Annotated in this window: 11 protein-coding genes and 1 pseudogene; 5 read left to right on the plus strand and 7 right to left on the minus strand. The window is 54.0% G+C overall.

Features of this window, described 5'->3' with window-relative positions:
* Positions 1-4 precede the first annotated feature (4 nt).
* Positions 5-2,047, minus strand: a complete 2,043-nt coding sequence (locus tag M1E10_RS01200) for a putative bifunctional diguanylate cyclase/phosphodiesterase (protein WP_499173200.1) — start codon at positions 2,045-2,047, stop codon at positions 5-7.
* Between the two features lie 636 nt (positions 2,048-2,683).
* Between M1E10_RS01200 and M1E10_RS01205 the strand changes: the two genes are divergently transcribed.
* The 3 genes from M1E10_RS01205 (at position 2,684) to M1E10_RS01215 (ending at position 7,327) form a co-directional block, all read left to right on the plus strand.
* Positions 2,684-3,340 carry a hypothetical protein gene (locus tag M1E10_RS01205; RefSeq protein ID WP_499173201.1) on the plus strand — a complete coding sequence of 219 codons (657 nt, stop codon included), beginning with the start codon at positions 2,684-2,686 and terminating at the stop codon, positions 3,338-3,340.
* Positions 3,341-3,363: 23 nt separating this feature from the next.
* Entirely contained in the window at positions 3,364-4,779 is a 1,416-nt protein-coding gene (locus M1E10_RS01210) for an O-antigen ligase family protein (RefSeq protein WP_499173202.1), read from the plus strand.
* Positions 4,780-5,044: 265 nt separating this feature from the next.
* Complete coding sequence (locus tag M1E10_RS01215) at positions 5,045-7,327, plus strand: tetratricopeptide repeat protein (RefSeq protein ID WP_499173203.1); 2,283 nt, start codon at positions 5,045-5,047, stop codon at positions 7,325-7,327.
* Positions 7,328-7,586: 259 nt separating this feature from the next.
* On the opposite strand, the pseudogene M1E10_RS01220 reads toward M1E10_RS01215, so the two are convergent.
* A pseudogene (locus M1E10_RS01220) lies at positions 7,587-8,004 on the minus strand (IS3 family transposase); the annotation flags it as partial.
* Positions 8,005-8,070: 66 nt separating this feature from the next.
* Here M1E10_RS01220 and M1E10_RS01225 point away from each other — a divergent pair.
* Positions 8,071-9,158 (plus strand): IS3 family transposase gene (locus tag M1E10_RS01225; protein WP_499173204.1). Its coding sequence is split into 2 segments (ribosomal slippage): positions 8,071-8,326 and positions 8,326-9,158, totalling 1,089 coding nucleotides; the frame shifts between segments, so codons are not numbered across the junction.
* Between the two features lie 283 nt (positions 9,159-9,441).
* On the opposite strand, the gene M1E10_RS01230 is transcribed toward M1E10_RS01225, so the two are convergent.
* Positions 9,442-10,233, minus strand: a complete 792-nt coding sequence (locus M1E10_RS01230) for an SGNH/GDSL hydrolase family protein (protein ID WP_499173205.1) — start codon at positions 10,231-10,233, stop codon at positions 9,442-9,444.
* Entirely contained in the window at positions 10,234-11,520 is a 1,287-nt protein-coding gene (locus tag M1E10_RS01235) for a hypothetical protein (RefSeq protein ID WP_499173206.1), read from the minus strand.
* Positions 11,521-11,535: 15 nt separating this feature from the next.
* Here M1E10_RS01235 and M1E10_RS01240 point away from each other — a divergent pair, with 15 nt between their 5' ends.
* On the plus strand, positions 11,536-12,315 hold the full coding sequence (locus M1E10_RS01240) for a WecB/TagA/CpsF family glycosyltransferase (protein ID WP_499173207.1): 780 nt from the start codon (positions 11,536-11,538) through the stop codon (positions 12,313-12,315).
* 41 nt (positions 12,316-12,356) lie between these two features.
* Here M1E10_RS01240 and M1E10_RS01245 read toward each other — a convergent pair whose 3' ends face one another.
* Genes M1E10_RS01245 through M1E10_RS01255 form a run of 3 tightly spaced genes read right to left on the minus strand, consistent with a single transcriptional unit; the run spans position 12,357 to position 15,984 of the window.
* The gene (locus M1E10_RS01245) at positions 12,357-13,568 is read right to left on the minus strand and encodes an acyltransferase family protein (protein WP_499173208.1); all 1,212 of its coding nucleotides are present in this window, start codon (positions 13,566-13,568) and stop codon (positions 12,357-12,359) included.
* Positions 13,565-14,800 (minus strand): O-antigen ligase family protein, encoded by a 1,236-nt coding sequence (locus M1E10_RS01250; RefSeq protein WP_499173209.1) that lies wholly within the window; start codon positions 14,798-14,800, stop codon positions 13,565-13,567. Before M1E10_RS01250 ends, M1E10_RS01245 begins: the two co-directional genes overlap by 4 nt.
* Before the next feature lie 2 nt (positions 14,801-14,802).
* Complete coding sequence (locus M1E10_RS01255) at positions 14,803-15,984, minus strand: glycosyltransferase (RefSeq protein WP_499173210.1); 1,182 nt, start codon at positions 15,982-15,984, stop codon at positions 14,803-14,805.
* Between the last annotated feature and the right edge of the window lies 1 nt (position 15,985).

The following is a 15,985-nucleotide window of genomic DNA, read 5'->3' on the forward strand; positions in this document are numbered from 1 at the left end:
GCTCCTAACCCGTTGCACTGGATAATAGCGCGCGGTCGCCGGCCGCGCGCAGCGGCTCCGGCCGCCCAAAATGATAGCCCTGGGCATATCCGCAACCTGTCTGCCGCAGAAAGGCGTGCTGTCCCTCGCGCTCGATCCCTTCGGCGGTGATGGTCAGCCCCAATTTGGCGGCAAGCTCGATGAGGCTGGTAACCAGTACCTGCTGGTCGTGGTTGCTCTCCAGCTCAGTGACGAAGCTGCGGTCGATCTTGATGCCGTGGATCGGCAGCTGCAGGAGGGTGCCGAGCGTCGAGTGCCCGGTCCCGAAATCGTCGAGGCAAACACGCACGCCGAGCTCATGGAGTTGCGTCACAGCCGCTTGTGCCGCTTCGCCGGTCAGTGCCAGGCTTTCCGTCAGCTCGATTTCCAGCCGCGACGGCGCCAGTCCACTGTCGCGCAGGGCTTGGCTGACCTGGGTGACGAAGCTCGGCTGATGAAGCTGCGCCGCCGAGACGTTGACCGCCATTGTCAGATGCTGCGGCAAGGTGGCTGCCTTCCGGCAGGCTTCTTCGATGACCCATTGTCCGATGGCAATGATCTGACCACCGTCCTCTGCCAGCGCGATGAAGTCGGCGGGCATGATCAGGCCCAGCTCGGGATGCTGCCAGCGCAACAGCGCCTCATAGCGGACCACTGCACCATCTGCGACGGCGACAATCGGCTGATAGTGCAGCCGCAACTCGCCGCGCTCGACGGCAAGTTCCAGGTCCCGCTCGAGGGCGTAGCGGTTGGCGCCAGCCATCACCATGCCTTCCTTGTAGAGCCGATAGGTCCCCCGTCCCGCCGATTTGGCGGCATAAAGAGCGATATCGGCGCACTTCAACAGGCCAGTGGCAGCCGCACCCTGGCGCGGCGCCTTGGCAACACCGACGCTTGCGCCGATCGAGACCTGATGGCCCAGCACTGTAAAGGGCATGCCAAGTGCCTGCACCAGCGCCTTGGCGAGCATGCTTGCCTCCAGGATCGGGTCCTGTCTGACGCGCTGGATCAGCGCGAATTCGTCGCCTCCCAGCCGCGCCGCCAAGTCGCGCGGTCCGCGAAGCAGCGACATCCGTTCGGCCGCGGCCACCAGCAGAGCATCGCCGACTGCATGTCCGAGGCTATCATTGACCGGTTTGAAACGATCGAGGTCGAGCAACAGGAGATTGACCTGCGGACCGTTGTTGCCGACGTCCTCCAGCGCCTCGATCAGCTCCTTGTTGAAGAATGCACGGTTGGGCAGGCCGGTCAGGGAATCATGGTGGGCAAGATGCTCAAGCTGTTTTGCCCTTTCCCTCACCTGGCGAAGGGTTTCGCGCTCCACGACGGCGGCGCGCAAAGCTTCGATGGCGACTGCAAATCGACCGATCTCGTCGCGTCGATCCTGGAAGGGTGTCGGCGCGCTGGTGTCGTCCTCAGCAATGCGCGTCAGCGCCGCCATCAACGCCGGCAGCGGCCTGAACACCTTGCGGACCAAGAGCGTGACGAGGATGCCGGTGACCAGCAGGATGGCGATCAGGACCACGAAGGCATTCAAGAGGAGGTTTCGTTGATGCTGCAGCAGGTCCTCGGCACGGCCGATGCTGGCGACCACCAAACCGAGCGGCTCGCCGGCACGCGTGACAACGGGGAGGGAGGCGACATAGTGACGGGTGCCACCGATCTCGGCAAAGCCGCGGAAGAAGCTGTCGCTTTGCGGCTCCCCAAGCCAATTCAGCACGTCGCCGGCGGCACCATGGGTGGCATCGGTGAGACTGATGAACGATCCTGCCGCGGAACGCTGGAACAGCCAGATCTCATTCTTTGTCTGCGCCGCCGCCAGAGCCAGGACATCGGCGGGGTTGAAGCCGGTGTCGAGCACCGACTGATCGTCCCCGAGCGGCCGCTCGCTGACGATGCGCAGGATCTGTCCCGAGGCATCTGTGTCGACGGCCACGAAGGTGTAGATGGTGCGAATGGTAGAGCTGGTGATCTGGACGTTCATCTCCGCCTGGCGCTGCCACTGAGCCTGTGAATTGGTGCGCAGCATCAGCCATCCGGCCGAGGCGCCAACACAATAGGCAATGACGGTGGCTAAGGTAAGAAACAGCGTTGTTTTGCCCAACAGCGAGCGGTGCCAGCAAAGCCTGGGCGAGGCCTCTTGCTTTGCCAAATCCTCCCCATGCCCAACGTGTTGTCCGCTCCCGTGCATATGTCCGTGTCCTCAAAACCCGAGAACCGCAGTATCAGCACAGGCTTAATTGTCCGTTCGAAGGACATGGTCTCGCCGGAAAAGGGATCCGAAAGTGGCCAGTTTCACGTGTGGTGGTTAACCGATCCTGCAGCCGGAACCGGAGCCTTGCGCTAAACAACCGTGTTGAGGGACACCACCTGAGGTGCTTGCGGAAACCGAAAACGGGGGACAGACCCACGAGCCGTTGATCTTGGTGTGACGGCTGCTCATGCAAAGCGGATCCTGCGTGCAGAGGGGGCTTTGCCGTCTGGAGAAGTCGATTTCCAGCCTGGCCGCAGCTCATGCGGTCCGGAGTCGGAGGTCGATCGCCAAGCAACGTGGATAAACAGTCACCCGTGCCGCCGCCGCACCGTAAAGCATGATGAAAGAAAGCCCTTGCCGTGGAAGGGGAGGACGCCTAACCACATTCCATCACCGTCGCTGCAGGGCCGAATGCGTCAGCTCAAATTGTTCTCCATGTCGTTTGCCTGCCTCCTTGCAGTGATCGCCAGCGTATCGCTCCTGCGCCAGGAGGTCGGTGTGCTGTTTCAGCCGCAGCGGGCAGAAGCCGGGTTTTACGACCACATCGCTTCGGGCAGCATGCAGTATGCGCAGTCCGGCTATTCCCGCAACCTGGCGATGAGCGACTGTACTGTTGCCCTCCTGAACATCACGCGTGCCGGCGCAAACGACCAGCAATCGGCCCTGGCGCGAAGTTGCGAGCACATCAGCCGCGAGATCGACGCCGTGATGCCGACGAATTCGCAGGCGTGGTACGTCAACGCCCTGGCCCATGCGCGGCTTGGAGACGTAGGCAAGTTCCGGGCGAGCTACAGGCGTTCGCGGGAAACCGGACCCAACGAACAATGGATCGCGGAAAACCGCGCGCGGCTGGCGGAAGACATGTTTGCTGAGCTGGACGCCGATAGTCTCGCCTATCACGAGGCAGACCTGACGATGCTTGCCAGCAGCCGCCGCGGCACCCGAACGCTCGCAGAGCGCTACGCTTCGGACGAGGATTTCCGAGAGCGGATCATCAATGTCGTCTCAAGGATGCCGCCCGAGAGACAAAGAGCCTTTTTGAACAACGTGCGGCGCGTCGTCCGGTAAGAACTGCCACGGGGATTGAAGGAATGAGGGGAACTGCCAGTTCGACCTTGCGCTACCGGCTCAACAACTGGAGCGCTGGCGTTGTTGCCGCCGTCGTCCTGCTGACGCCCGTCGCACTGGGCGGCAACCGACCGGCGATCTGGGCGCTATCGGCGCTTTGCCTCTTCGCCTGGAGCATGGTCTATTTCGCACGGCTCGGGTTTGCAGAAGCAAACCTGAGGGCAACGGCATCGCTCTATGCGGTCCTTGCCTGGCTCTTCTGGATACTGGCGGGCTACATGGTGTTGCAGTTTCTGCCGATTGCAGACCTTCTCCCCCAATCCTGGCTCCACCTTCCCGGTGGCGTCGACGCGGGCACGCGGATCTCGCTCACCCCCGGCGACACCCTGCTCGGCCTGCTTCGCTGGCTGAGCTATGGCCTGATGTTTTATCTCTGCCTCCAGATCGCCGCCAACAGTTCTCGATCGACCGCCTTCCTGAAGGTGCTGTTCTGGATCGTCGTCGCGCACGCGGCCTTCGGGCTTCTGCTGTTCTTCGAGTTCGAGGACGCCATCCTGTTCATTCAGAAATGGGCCTACCGCGGTTCGGCCACCGGCGGCTTCGTCAATCGCAACTCCTATGCCACCTTTCTAGCCCTCGGGGCGGTGATCGGTGCCAGCTTGCTGGGCAACACCCTGTTTTCGCCACGGGAGGCGGGGCGCCAAAGCCGGCTGCTCGAAATCCTCGAGGGAAAGAACGGTGTGATCCTGACGCTCGCGGGATGCCTCGTCATCGGCGTCACCCTTGCGCTCACCACCTCTCGCATGGGATTTGCGGCGGCCGTCTGCGGTGTCGCGGTCGTCCTGCTTCTCAGCGCCTGGCAGGGCCAGCGGCATCTCAGCATCGGGGCGCTCTTCATCGGCGCGGTGGCTATTGGCGCCCTGCTGGCAGCCCTGCTCTTCCTCTATGGCGGGAGCTTGGTGGAGCGACTGGCATCGGTGGAGTCTAACGCAGACGATAGAGCGAACGTATATTGGCAGGTGTGGTCGATGATCGGCGACCGGCCGCTTCTCGGCTTCGGCGGCAGCAGCTTCGAATACGTCTATCCGCTCTATCATCAGGCGCCGGTGAGTTTCGACATTGTCTGGGACAAGACCCACTCAACTTATCTGGCGCTTTGGACAGGCTATGGTCTGCTGTTTGGCAGCATTCCGCTGGTGATGGTCGGCTGGTGTCTGTTCCAGCTCATCGGCATCCTCCGGCGCCGCCTTGTGGAGGATCCGGGGACAATCGCGGCCTTCGGTGCCGTGGTTGTGGCAGCCGTTCACTCCACGGTCGACTTCAGCCTGGAAATCCAGGGCGTCACCTATCTCTTCGTCGCCGTGCTGGCCGCCGGCCTCGGGTCATTGGCACGCCGCAACCGTTTACAACGAAAAACGACTCTACTTAGCTCGACCTAGAACCAATCGGCTGTGCTTCTGGCTCTGATCACAAGCTTAAGCGACTGAGATGGTGATTGAGCCTTTTCGTATATGCCCATTGTCCGGTCGAAATGGGGTTCCGTTCCAAAACCAGGTGCATCTGTGGCGTAGCGGCGGTGGGATCGTGAGAGATTCATTCACGCCCAGCTGAAGCGCTAAAATCGCTAGGTCAGCGTGCCAGCTCTTTCCATTTTTAACAAGATCAGCGAATATGCACCATCTTTGATTGGGGATTTGTTCGAAAATGGTACGTACAAGCTACTTGATCGCCACAGCATTTCTGGCTTCTTCCTTAGCCACAGCTCAAGCAATGGATTCTGGGAAACTCTCCAGCGAAGAGATCGAAGCCGTCGAGGCTGCTTTGTCAGCGAATTCCAGCGTAGCAGTTGAGCAAGCAGTGACGTCTCTCCGTCAAGCAGGTAGTGAAGGCGATGCTCGTGCGCTGCAGCTACTGGGCAACTTCTATGCTGGGAAATTCGGACGTCTCGAAGTAGTCGACGCAGCGCGCGCTATAGAGGCTTATGAGAATAGTGCCCAGATCGGCAACAGTTACGCTCTCAACTTGTTAGGAGATCTCTATCGTGATGGAGAAATTGTCGACAAGGATTTTGAAAAAGCACAGTCCTATTACGACCAAGCAGTTGTTGAAGGCCGTTCGGACGCCCTAATACGCCTCGGCGACCTAGCCCTAGCAGATGATATGGATCACTCGAGCCATAATCGCGCTGTCGCGTATTACAATCAGGCAATTGCTGCAGGAGATAGCAAAGGGAAGTTGCGGCTCGGACAACTTTATCTCCAGAGCGGCAGCGAAATAAGTAATGAACACAGAGGACTTGAGCTAATCCAGGCTAGCGCCGATGATGGCGACTCGTCGGCGCTTCAAGAACTGGGTGATATTTATTCACAGGCTAACTACGGCAAGTTGGATGGCAGGAAGGCGATCCAGTACTATTTGGACAGCGCTAAAGATGGAAACAACTACGCGTTAGTAAAGGCGGGTGAAATTTATCTGCGAGGCGATCTGATAGAACGCGACGTGGAAAAGGCCCGCAGCCTATTCCTAGAAGCATCCTCAAAAAACGTAGCTGCTGCTAGCTTCCACCTAGGAGAATTATACAAAAACGGCCAGTTTGTCGAAGGCGATTTGCAGACCGCCACTGAATACTTTGCGAAAGCGGCGGATGAAGGTGACCTTCGCGCCAAAGTCCGCCTCGCACAGTTCCTCGTTAGAGGGGAAGGGATAGCAAGAGACATCCCAACCGGCATCAAAATGTTAACCGATGCGGGTGAGGCAGGTAATGCCGGCGCACTTCAGGCTCTAGGCGATTTGTTCTCTTCTTCATCGGCACCCGTAGAGCCGGACGGCTCGAAAGCTACCGAGTACTACGAGAAAAGCGCGTCTTTGGGCAATGCTTACGCCCTTGTACGGTTAGGTGAGTTGTATCGAGATGGGATACTTGTCACCCCAGATTACGAGCGCGCCTTTTCTTACTTTTCAGAAGCAGCAGAAGCAGGGAATGCGACCGGACAAATCCGCCTCGGCCAAGCATACGTCACTGGCCTCGGCACTGATCGAAAGGTAGAAGAGGGACTTTCGCTGTTGAGAGACGTAGGGACAGGCTACGCGCTACAGACCCTGGGCGACATATTGGAACGAGGTGTATATGTCGATACGGATGATAAAGAGGCCATTTCTGTATATGAAGAAGCGGTTTCTAAAGGTAGCACCGCCGCCATGGAACGACTTGCTAAGATCCACTTGAATGACAACGTAGGTTCCGCTTCATTGCGGCAATCCAAGGCGCTTGAGTATCTGGACCGAGCAGCGTTGCTCGGATCTCTCTCCGCGAAGCGTTCTCGCGCAGAAGCCCATTTGCGTGGGAAATTCGGCTCATTGTCGGATCCGTCCAAAGCTATAGCTGAACTCCGAGATCTAGAGGAGACTGGCGACACCCAGTCTACGATCCTGCTGGCGAATGCCTATGCGTACGGCTGGGGAGTTCCCGCACAGCCAAAGGAAGCGCTGTCGATTCTCGAAGAGGCGACGAAAAAAGGCAATACTTCAGCTGCTTTGAAACTTGTCGCCTTCTACAGAGACGGCACCGGCGGTGTGGTTGCGAAATCACCTAAAAGAGCGTCCGACATTTTGGAGCAGGTCAGAGCGGACCTAGACCCAAGAAGGTATGATCGAGAAGCCCTCCTGCTAGCGGCCGCTCAAGCGAAAGATCTGGCTGAACTTTCCCCTATCTCTGATATGCTGGATAAATTCCCCGCAAAGGAACGGCCCGCATTGATATCCTCCATCCGGTGGGTCAACGCCAACGCCTATGTTTTCATTGCGCAACGCCGTTTAAGCGAGGCTGGGTTATACTCCGGTAAGATTAATGGCTTACTGACTGCTTCCACAATTGAAGCGATCAACAAACTTTGCAGAACAGGCCCTAGCGCGCGCAGGTGCGTAAGAGGGCCGCTGCATGGGGAGGCCGTGCGCCAGATTGCAACGCTCTTAAACGAAAGTACCTAAGAGAACTTCCATCGGCCGTGGCGGTTCATCTTTTACGCACACGAGATTTTTGGGCTTAACCGAAGCCGCAAGGACATGATCCACAACGAATTAGCCGAGCTCTAGTCTAAGGGGGCCGTGAAGATTGGGCCGAATGCGTTTAGGCATCGGCTGCGAAGGGCGCGAACTGACGGTTGGAGTGAGTCCTGACATGAACGAAAGTAAACCTGCCCTGATGCCCCCCTGTTGAGCGGGCTCCGCAATAGGATCCACGCTGCCATTTAAGCTTCCGTGCAGGCATTCCCACGACACCGGTATTGGGTGGTTCGGTTTTTGTAGGTCCAGCCAACGCGGCTCTGATTCCTGCGCCTCGCCATTGATGTATTGGCGCGCCATTCATGTCAGACGGTGCAGTTGTAGCGCTCAACAGATGCATTCTGCTGTGGCTTTACCAGCCGGATGTGGATCTAAACAAATTCTTGTGTTACTGCCCATTCTTCAGTTTTCCACTGACGTACTCAGGACTGTAGCCACACAAATGGCAAACGGTTTGCCGCACAAGCGATGATCTGGTTGAGGCTTCGGATACGGGCTCGGCGGGTAGCGACGTTAACCTTGATGCCCAGCACATTACGATTGAAGTCGTCTCGGACGTTCAGCAGTCTAATTCGCCGAGCATCCTCCAAACGGTCTGGTAATCCCCCCGCCAATTAACGGGCTTCAAAAGTAGAATTTTCTCGGGCTTTATGATCGAGGAGATTTTGATGAAGACGAGCAGATTTAGCGAACCCCAAATCCTTGCCATTCTGCGCCAGGCAGAAGGCGGCATTCCTGTGCCGGAGTTATGCCGGGAACACGGGATGAGCACCGCCTCCTTTTACAAGTGGCGTTCGAAGTATGGCGGTATGGACGCCTCGATGATCAGCCAGATGAAGGCTCTGGAGGATGAGAACCGTCGGCTGAAGAAGATGTATGCCGAGATGAGCATGCAGGCAGAGCTACTCAAAGAGGCTCTAGGAAAAAAATGACGCGGCCATCTCAACGCCGGGAGATGGCCGGGAAAGCAGTGGCGTTGCGCGGGGTAAGCATTGCGCTTGCCTGCCGCACGTTTGTGGTCAGCGAGACCTGCTATCGTTACAGCGCCAAGCTGAACGAAGAGAACGAGCAGATCGCCGATCTCCTGATCGGACTGACGCGGGCAAAGAAGACCTGGGGCTTCGGTCTGTGCTTCCTTTACCTGCGCAATGTCCGGGGGCATCAATGGAACCATAAGCGCGTCTACCGCATCTACCGCGAGCTGGAGCTGAACCTCAGGATCAAGCCACGCAAGCGCTTGAAGCGCGACAAGCCCGACGCTCTGACTGTGCCGGATGCCCCAAACCTGGTCTGGTCGATGGACTTCATGGCAGATCGTTTGGAAGACGGCCGGCAATTCCGGCTATTGAACGTCCTGGACGACTTCAACCGCGAGGGGCTGGGCATCGAGGTGGACTTTTCGCTGCCTGCTGAACGCGTCATCCGCAGCCTGAACCAGATCATCGAATGGCGCGGTAAACCGTTCGCCATTCGTGTGGATAACGGACATGAGTATGTCAGTGGCAAACTGATGGAATGGGCCGAAACGCAAGGAATTGTGTTGAGCCACATCCAGCCCGGAAAGCCGCAACAGAACGCCTATGTCGAGCGCTACAACCGCACCGTCCGACATGAATGGCTTGACCAGTACATCATTGAAAGCATCGAGGAGGCGCAGGAATTCGCCACACAGTGGCTCTGGACCTACAACAACGAACGGCCCAACATGGGCATCGGGGGCATAACGCCCGCACAGAAACTGAAAATGGCCGCGTGAATTCTACTGCGGAGCCCCGTTAAGAATGGGGGGATTACCGTCTGCCATGAAATCTGACGCCCGAACCAGGTTTGGAGCATCCGGCACAGTAAGAGCGTTGGGCTGGTCCCGCTCCAAAAACTTGCCGGCTTGTTCCTAAGTTCAACTCCAGTTAGCGTTAGATGAGGAGTCGCGCTTATGGTTCCAGCGATCTTCTCAGACATGCTGCAACCAACGAGGCACAGATCAAAATCGTACGTCCTTGACGAAAACGTCGAATGCAAACCAATAGAGAACTTGTTCGTTAATTTTTCCGGACCTCTGAGATTTGATGGTGATTTGAAAGGTACGCACTCAGGAAGGCGTACCCTTCTGCACTGAGGTGCAGGTGGTCGTTGAGAAAATAGGAGCAGACGTTATCGGGCCAAAGCCACATCATCATTCTCTCTACTATATTGCGCGGCATCATTCTACAATCTAGACCCTCCGGTGGTGGAATATAAATTATCCCAGAATTCCGCGCAGCTAGATCGGCTATAAGTCCATTCACCTCGGCAATTTTTTCCTCATGGTCGTCAAATTTCGCTCCCCGAGGCAGTATTCCGAGGACGTATATTTGTTTTAGATTCGACCACTTCTTTTTCATCTCAGAAATAACCTTTTCCAGCCCAAAGAATATGCCGCAGACATCGTTCACCTCTGAAAGTTGGTTTGTCCCCAATAGTATCATGGCCTGGCTAGCGGATACATCACCAGTTGGGATCCGCGACAGACGCCAGAGCGCCGTCTGAGTTCGATCTGAGCCTAATCCAAGGTTCGCGACTGTTTTCCCCGGGAAGATCTCCTCCAAATTTTTCGTTGGCCAACGCTCCACGATGGAATCGCCAAGCACAATCACTTCAGAACTTACCTCGGCAAACTCTTGATGTTTCTCAAATCGCTCAAGTGCCCAGCTTCGTTGGGGAGGTATTGGGGTTGTCGCAACGCGAACCTCACCGGCAGGACAAGCAGGTGCGCTGTTAGCCGCGGCAGCAGTAGAGGAGATAGTAGACGCTGCTGAGAGCAGAAGCAGTGAAAAAAGCAACCTTAAAAACATTTATTCCCCACGATGTTCCACGACGGATTTCTTATACTCGATATAGAACCCGGCGCAAACCAAGCACGTATACAGGACCGACGGCAGGATCATCAATGTGATCAACAATAGGCCACTCTTTGTGTAAAGATATCCTAACCACATTATTGCCGATGTGGCGCCAGCGAAGTAAGCGGCCTTCGCCAACCCTTTGAGATTCTTCTTTGCTTGTTGGAATGTGAATAGGGGCATTCTGGCAGCGAGGAGAGCACTAAACACGCCCATCACTACTATCCATTTAATGAGATTTTCACGATCGTAACTTACATCTAGGAAGCCGATCCAGACGGGCATGAGCCATATCACGAGCACGAGGTTCAACGCGACGACAGCTAACCCCATGCCTGAACTAAGGAGTGCTCGGTTCGCAGCAGAAAATGACATGCCTCGCCTTATTTTTCTAACAAAGACAGTTCTCTGAACTATGTTAAGACCATTAAATAAAATAGACAAATGCCTGTAGAAAAGCGACGCTACATATATATTAGCCAGCAGTGACAGGTCATCAAGTGCGCTCAGCACGTACACATGGCCGTTCTGCAAGATCTCAGAGGGCAGAACACCGGAAAGACTATATGCGCCTTTTGAACGGAACTGACGAGCAAAAGATCGCCACACAGAATATGATGCAATAAACTTTACGCGTGAGTGTAGATATCCGATGGCAACCACCGGCATGATCAGTACGGCCAGCATCCATACTATATCAGAGGCAGTCAGCGACAGATGCAAAAAAAACGAGGCAGCCAGCCATACAACAACTGGAGCGGTGCCTGCGACCTCTAAGACAAACGATAGGAGGTTCTTCTGATCGGCGATTTGAAAACCACGTTGAAAAAAGCGGACAAGATATAATACGCTATAGACAGCAATCGGCAGCGCGAAGTCTGCCGAGAACATGAAGCCACAGGTTGATGAAATTGCAAGGGCTAGCAGCAATACCAGACAAAAACATTGTGTCCCGTAGCCCGATTTCAAGACGTCAGCGCGCCGAGAGCCATGTTCAGAAATGTTGTTGAGCGAGTACGGCAACAGTACGGTCGCGCTGATTATGGTCGAGGCGGTTAATAACGAAGCACTCGAAAATGCAATTTTTGCTAGCTCTTCAGGGGTTAATAGTAAAGCAGCAGCTAGTGCAGTGCAGAAATTATTCCCACTGAACATAATTTGCGAAAGAACACCATAAAATGAACGGGATGCGTTTTTTTTATAGAACGACCTTAGTTGGATTAAACCAAATTGACCCATGGAAAGTACACCTCTATGAATCTGTCGGGCACCGGCAAACTCCGCACATCTTTTGGCGCGTCATTTGACTTGCTGGAATTCAACGAACTGTTAGCCTTGATTGAGAGAGCTGTCACGCGTCGAAGGAGGTGTATTATTGGTTATACCAATCTCCACGCAGCCTTCCTTCAAGAACGAAGCGATCTTCCGGATTTTTTTCGACAGGCTGATTTTGTGTATGCAGACGGATTTCCCCTCGTCCTTTGGAGGAAGCTGCTTTGGGGGGATTGCTCCCTGAAAAATCGGTTTACATTGTCGCAGCAATTGCCGGATTTTTTGGAAACATGTTCTCGAAACAAATGGCGACTGTTCTATGTCGGGAGCAGCGAAATGGTAGTGGACGACGCTGCTACGCGGCTGAGAGCCCAGTATCCCCGGCTTGAAATGGACGTTCATCATGGATTTTTTGACAAGACTCGGGACGCTGGTGAGAACTTAGTCTTGGTCCAACGAATTAACCAGTTCTCTCCGGATATCATAATGGTGGGAATGGGAATGCCGATCCAGGAGCGGTGGATTCTCGAGAACGCAGACAGGCTTAAAGCTCCGGTGCTATATGCCTGCGGGGCAGCTATTGAATATTTCTCAGGTCACCTCGCGCGGCCTCCGCGGTTGATCAGCGACATAGGTCTCGAGTGGGCATTCCGCCTCATCTCCCAACCCCGCAAATTGTATCGGAGGTACCTGATCGAACCCGTGTTTCTATTGCCAGCTGTCGCTCAGGATATAAAGCGACGATTCGGGCGAGGTGCCTAACTCAGGCGTTTCGGTCAGCTCCTCAATTTAACGGACCAAGCCTAGTTGCTAGGAGGGGTAGCTGTAGACGGTGTCCGCTGGAGTCCTAGCTTAGTTATAAGAAACGCTGAAAGGCGCTTCTCAGACGGCACTTCCACGCTCCTCCAAAGCATCCACGCAGCAAACAATACAGCTGCTAGGTACAACACCAAACACAACAATCCTAATGATCCTTGCAGAAGAACAACCTGGTCAGCGCCGTTATAACCGAATGCACTAATTGGACGTAATTGCACTCCGTCCACTTTGCTCGAGAGGAGGCGAAGGACTTGGAAGAAAACCAAATGGATAAATGCATGCAGGATATATATAGAAAAAGAGATCTTCCCAAGGAACTGGACGCTGCCGGTGCATAGAAACGCCGAAATATACCCTTTACCTCTAGAAAAAATTAAGACCAAAATAGAAAAGACAAAAGGTGCCCCAAAACTCAGTTCGTTGTCCCCAGCATAATAAACGAAGACCATCGAAACTAGGGTAATACAAACCTCAGCAACCGTTGGCCAAGGCATCATTCGATTAGCTAGAGCTCCATGGAGCCGATAGGTAAAACAACCCAGGAAGAACCCGAGAAAACACCGGAGCAAGCCTAAGTTGTTGCCGACGAGAAGGAACTGCGGCGAAAAGATCATCAACAACAGGAGCGAGATAATCACCAACATCACTGCAACTTGCGGAAAAACAGCGCGCCAGGCTAAGAGCAAAAATCCGAACAAAATGTACGTCCAGAACTCTACTGCGATCGTCCAGCTTGGGTAGTTCCATGTTAGCGTGCTGTGTAGACCAAGCGGATGCACGAGCAGAATATTAGTTAATATAGATATAGAGCTATAGTTTCCTGTGAATGGAGTCTGGTGCAACGGCAACCCCGCTCGCAAAAGGAAATACGAAATTATTTGAGTAAATACAAATAACGACAAAACAAAAAAATGGTTCGGCCAAAGACGTGAAAACCGTTTGATCATGAAAATAGTCAAATCAGATGTTGATTGAATTCTGCGGGAGTAGGCATGCATTAAGACGAACCCGCTAAGCACGAAAAAGAAATCTACGAAAAGGGCGGCATGCCGAATAATTACAAAGTCAAAACTGGGATTGTACACTTTGAAGTGCAGAAGAGACACCATAACCGCGGCTATTCCTCGCCATCCATCAAGCGCGGAAAACCTTGTATCATGTAAGGGTCGAAACGTTAGAAGCGGAGGAGCTTTCATGTGCGTATCCGGCCCGTATTTACGGCAGATCCCCCTGAAGAGCTTGTCAAAAGCGAAACTAATATAACCCAGAAAAACGCTCGCTGCCCGATGAGGTTACTCTCAAAAACATTAGTCAGCACAATGTAGACCACAAGCGAGAGCGCTACAGTAGAGGATGCTAAATCGGTGCGCGCAATCCGGATAATTTTGACCACACCGAATACGAGCGCAAATACGAGGCACGCCATCCCGACCCACCCCAACTGCAGAAGCACATCCACATAGCCGTTGTGCGAATTAACCGGTACCCAAGCGAGCATCTCCCAGAGGAGCTGAATGCGGTGGCTACTTGGATCCCAAAATGCACCGTAGCCGTAACCCAGCAATTCACGGCCATCAAGCATCTCAAGTAAGTTTACCCAAAGAGGTATGCGGCCTGTCAACTCCAGTTCATCAAACCAGCCAGCCGAAAAGGGATCTAGCCAAAGGAAGACTACCACATAGCTCATCATACCGAAGAAAGTGAGCAGACGCATCCCTAGGAACTTCGAGTAAGCGAACCACAAGAAAATGATGCATAAGATCGCGATAGCTATCGATGCCTTCGATTGGCTAAACGCTAACTGCGTCCCTGCAACTAGCAACCACCAGTACTTTCGCGGCTCGCTGCTCTTTGGAGCTCCGAAAAATAAGAGGACCGCAAAGCCGACTAAGATGCCCAAGACATTTTTTTGATTAAATATGCCTCGAAAAGCACCGTGGTTGACGCCCGACTCGATGGATATGTCAGGAAGTAAAAGTACGATTAAGTTGGCAACAAGGACGATCTTAAAAAACAGTCTCAAGAAGCTGAGAAGCTTCGGAAGCGGCAACCATGTCGCGAGGCTGATAGCGAACGCCATCGATAGCACGAACGAGATCGTGCGCCGCGCACTTATTCCAGGAGCAGCAGACCATAGAAGGGATGCGGTGATGAGCACAACAAGTGGCGTTATAAAGCTCCCGTTCCTGAGAGTTTGAAACGGTGCCCCAACGAATTTGAAGCTAATTGCGCAGAACATAGCAACAATGGTGGGAAAGCTGACGGCGTTAAACGTATTTCCGGATTCAAGCGTTCTCTGTCGCATTTCCTCTGAAAGAAAGATCCCCGTGAACGCGTTTGTCAAAAGGATGAGCATTATCAGGGCCAATACACTTAAAATAAAATCCGCTCCGGCACTCCCTCTATTGCAATCGTCTTCTAATTGCATCTTCATCTTAAGCCAAATATCTTTTCATACTCATCAACAGCAGACTCGAGAGTAAAGTCTCGCGCCCTTGCTTTTTGAGCGACGGGGTCCAAAGGATTCTCGATGCGGTGAACAATGGCATCCGCCAGTGCTAATGGATTTTTTACTTCGACCAGGTCTCCGAACACCCCGTCGGCCAAAATCTCCCGCGGGCCTGATGGGCAGTCAGTCGACACTATCTGGCAACCACATGCAAGAGCTTGAACCAAGACGTTCCCGAAACCTTCCCAATCAGAAGCAAGAACAAACAGATCTGACTTCGCGAACCATTTGAACGGATTTCGGTCTGCTCCCGGCAGATCTACACAATCGTTAAGGCCCAGTTCAGATATCAACGTTTCTAATTGTGCGCGTTCTGGACCATCCCCCAACAATATGAACTTGATTTGGGGATCGCGTTTCACCGCCAATGCGGCGGCTCGGAGCAACAACGAAAAGTTTTTTTGCGCAACAAGACGACCCGCAGACACAACCACTTTATATGGCCCACCAATCCAGGGGTGATCGACTTCAGCGAGCGACTGGGTATCGATTTCTTCACTATACGCCGGATTGTATATGACTTTAATGCTGCTGAGGGGGATTTTTGAGAACCGCGACAAGCTCAGTGCTGTGCCTGCCGACACCGCAACTATCTTATCAGCCAGCCGATAAGTCAACGGGATCAGTAATATCGATAATTTGTAAAGGCTTGCTTTGGTATTCCTGTACTCTTCATATGTGTCGCTACGTTCGGAAATCGTAAGGCGCGTCTTTCTCCCTGAAAGCAGTACCGCGGCAGCGGCAACAGCATTACAGTTCGGGACGGCTGTATAAAGAACCTTCGGTTTATTATTTCGAAGATATTTGAAGAGGGCGAATGTCATCGCGGTTGTCTTAGTGGTCCCTAAGTCCACAATCCTGACGTTTTCGCTTAGCTCGGTGCGGAACGAGTTCTGCCTCTCCCCTACGACCATTTCTACGTTGTAGCCTCTTTCCGCGAGACCATTTGCCAGGCGCACCATCATGTGCTGAACGCCGCCTAGGCTCATGTTCTTATAGAAAAGAGCAACATCAACTTGCCCAGAGGAAGGCAATGCTTCTTTATCAACCCATGTCGGAGTGATGACACTCTCTTTTGCAGGTGACGCTTTACGTTTCCACATC

This window comes from Rhizobium sp. PK7-22, from assembly GCF_056530405.1.

What these genes read in the sequence shown, in the direction of transcription:
- M1E10_RS01245 (WP_499173208.1), bottom strand. Translation starts at nt 13,568, where the DNA reads ATGAAAGCTCCTCCGCTTCTAACGTTTCGACCCTTACATGATACAAGG.
- M1E10_RS01235 (WP_499173206.1), bottom strand. Translation starts at nt 11,520, where the DNA reads ATGGGTCAATTTGGTTTAATCCAACTAAGGTCGTTCTATAAAAAAAAC.
- M1E10_RS01250 (WP_499173209.1), bottom strand. Translation starts at nt 14,800, where the DNA reads ATGCAATTAGAAGACGATTGCAATAGAGGGAGTGCCGGAGCGGATTTT.
- M1E10_RS01230 (WP_499173205.1), bottom strand. Translation starts at nt 10,233, where the DNA reads ATGTTTTTAAGGTTGCTTTTTTCACTGCTTCTGCTCTCAGCAGCGTCT.
- M1E10_RS01205 (WP_499173201.1), top strand. Translation starts at nt 2,684, where the DNA reads ATGCGTCAGCTCAAATTGTTCTCCATGTCGTTTGCCTGCCTCCTTGCA.
- M1E10_RS01240 (WP_499173207.1), top strand. Translation starts at nt 11,536, where the DNA reads ATGAATCTGTCGGGCACCGGCAAACTCCGCACATCTTTTGGCGCGTCA.
- M1E10_RS01210 (WP_499173202.1), top strand. Translation starts at nt 3,364, where the DNA reads ATGAGGGGAACTGCCAGTTCGACCTTGCGCTACCGGCTCAACAACTGG.
- M1E10_RS01200 (WP_499173200.1), bottom strand. Translation starts at nt 2,047, where the DNA reads ATGCTGCGCACCAATTCACAGGCTCAGTGGCAGCGCCAGGCGGAGATG.
- M1E10_RS01255 (WP_499173210.1), bottom strand. Translation starts at nt 15,984, where the DNA reads ATGTGGAAACGTAAAGCGTCACCTGCAAAAGAGAGTGTCATCACTCCG.
- M1E10_RS01215 (WP_499173203.1), top strand. Translation starts at nt 5,045, where the DNA reads ATGGTACGTACAAGCTACTTGATCGCCACAGCATTTCTGGCTTCTTCC.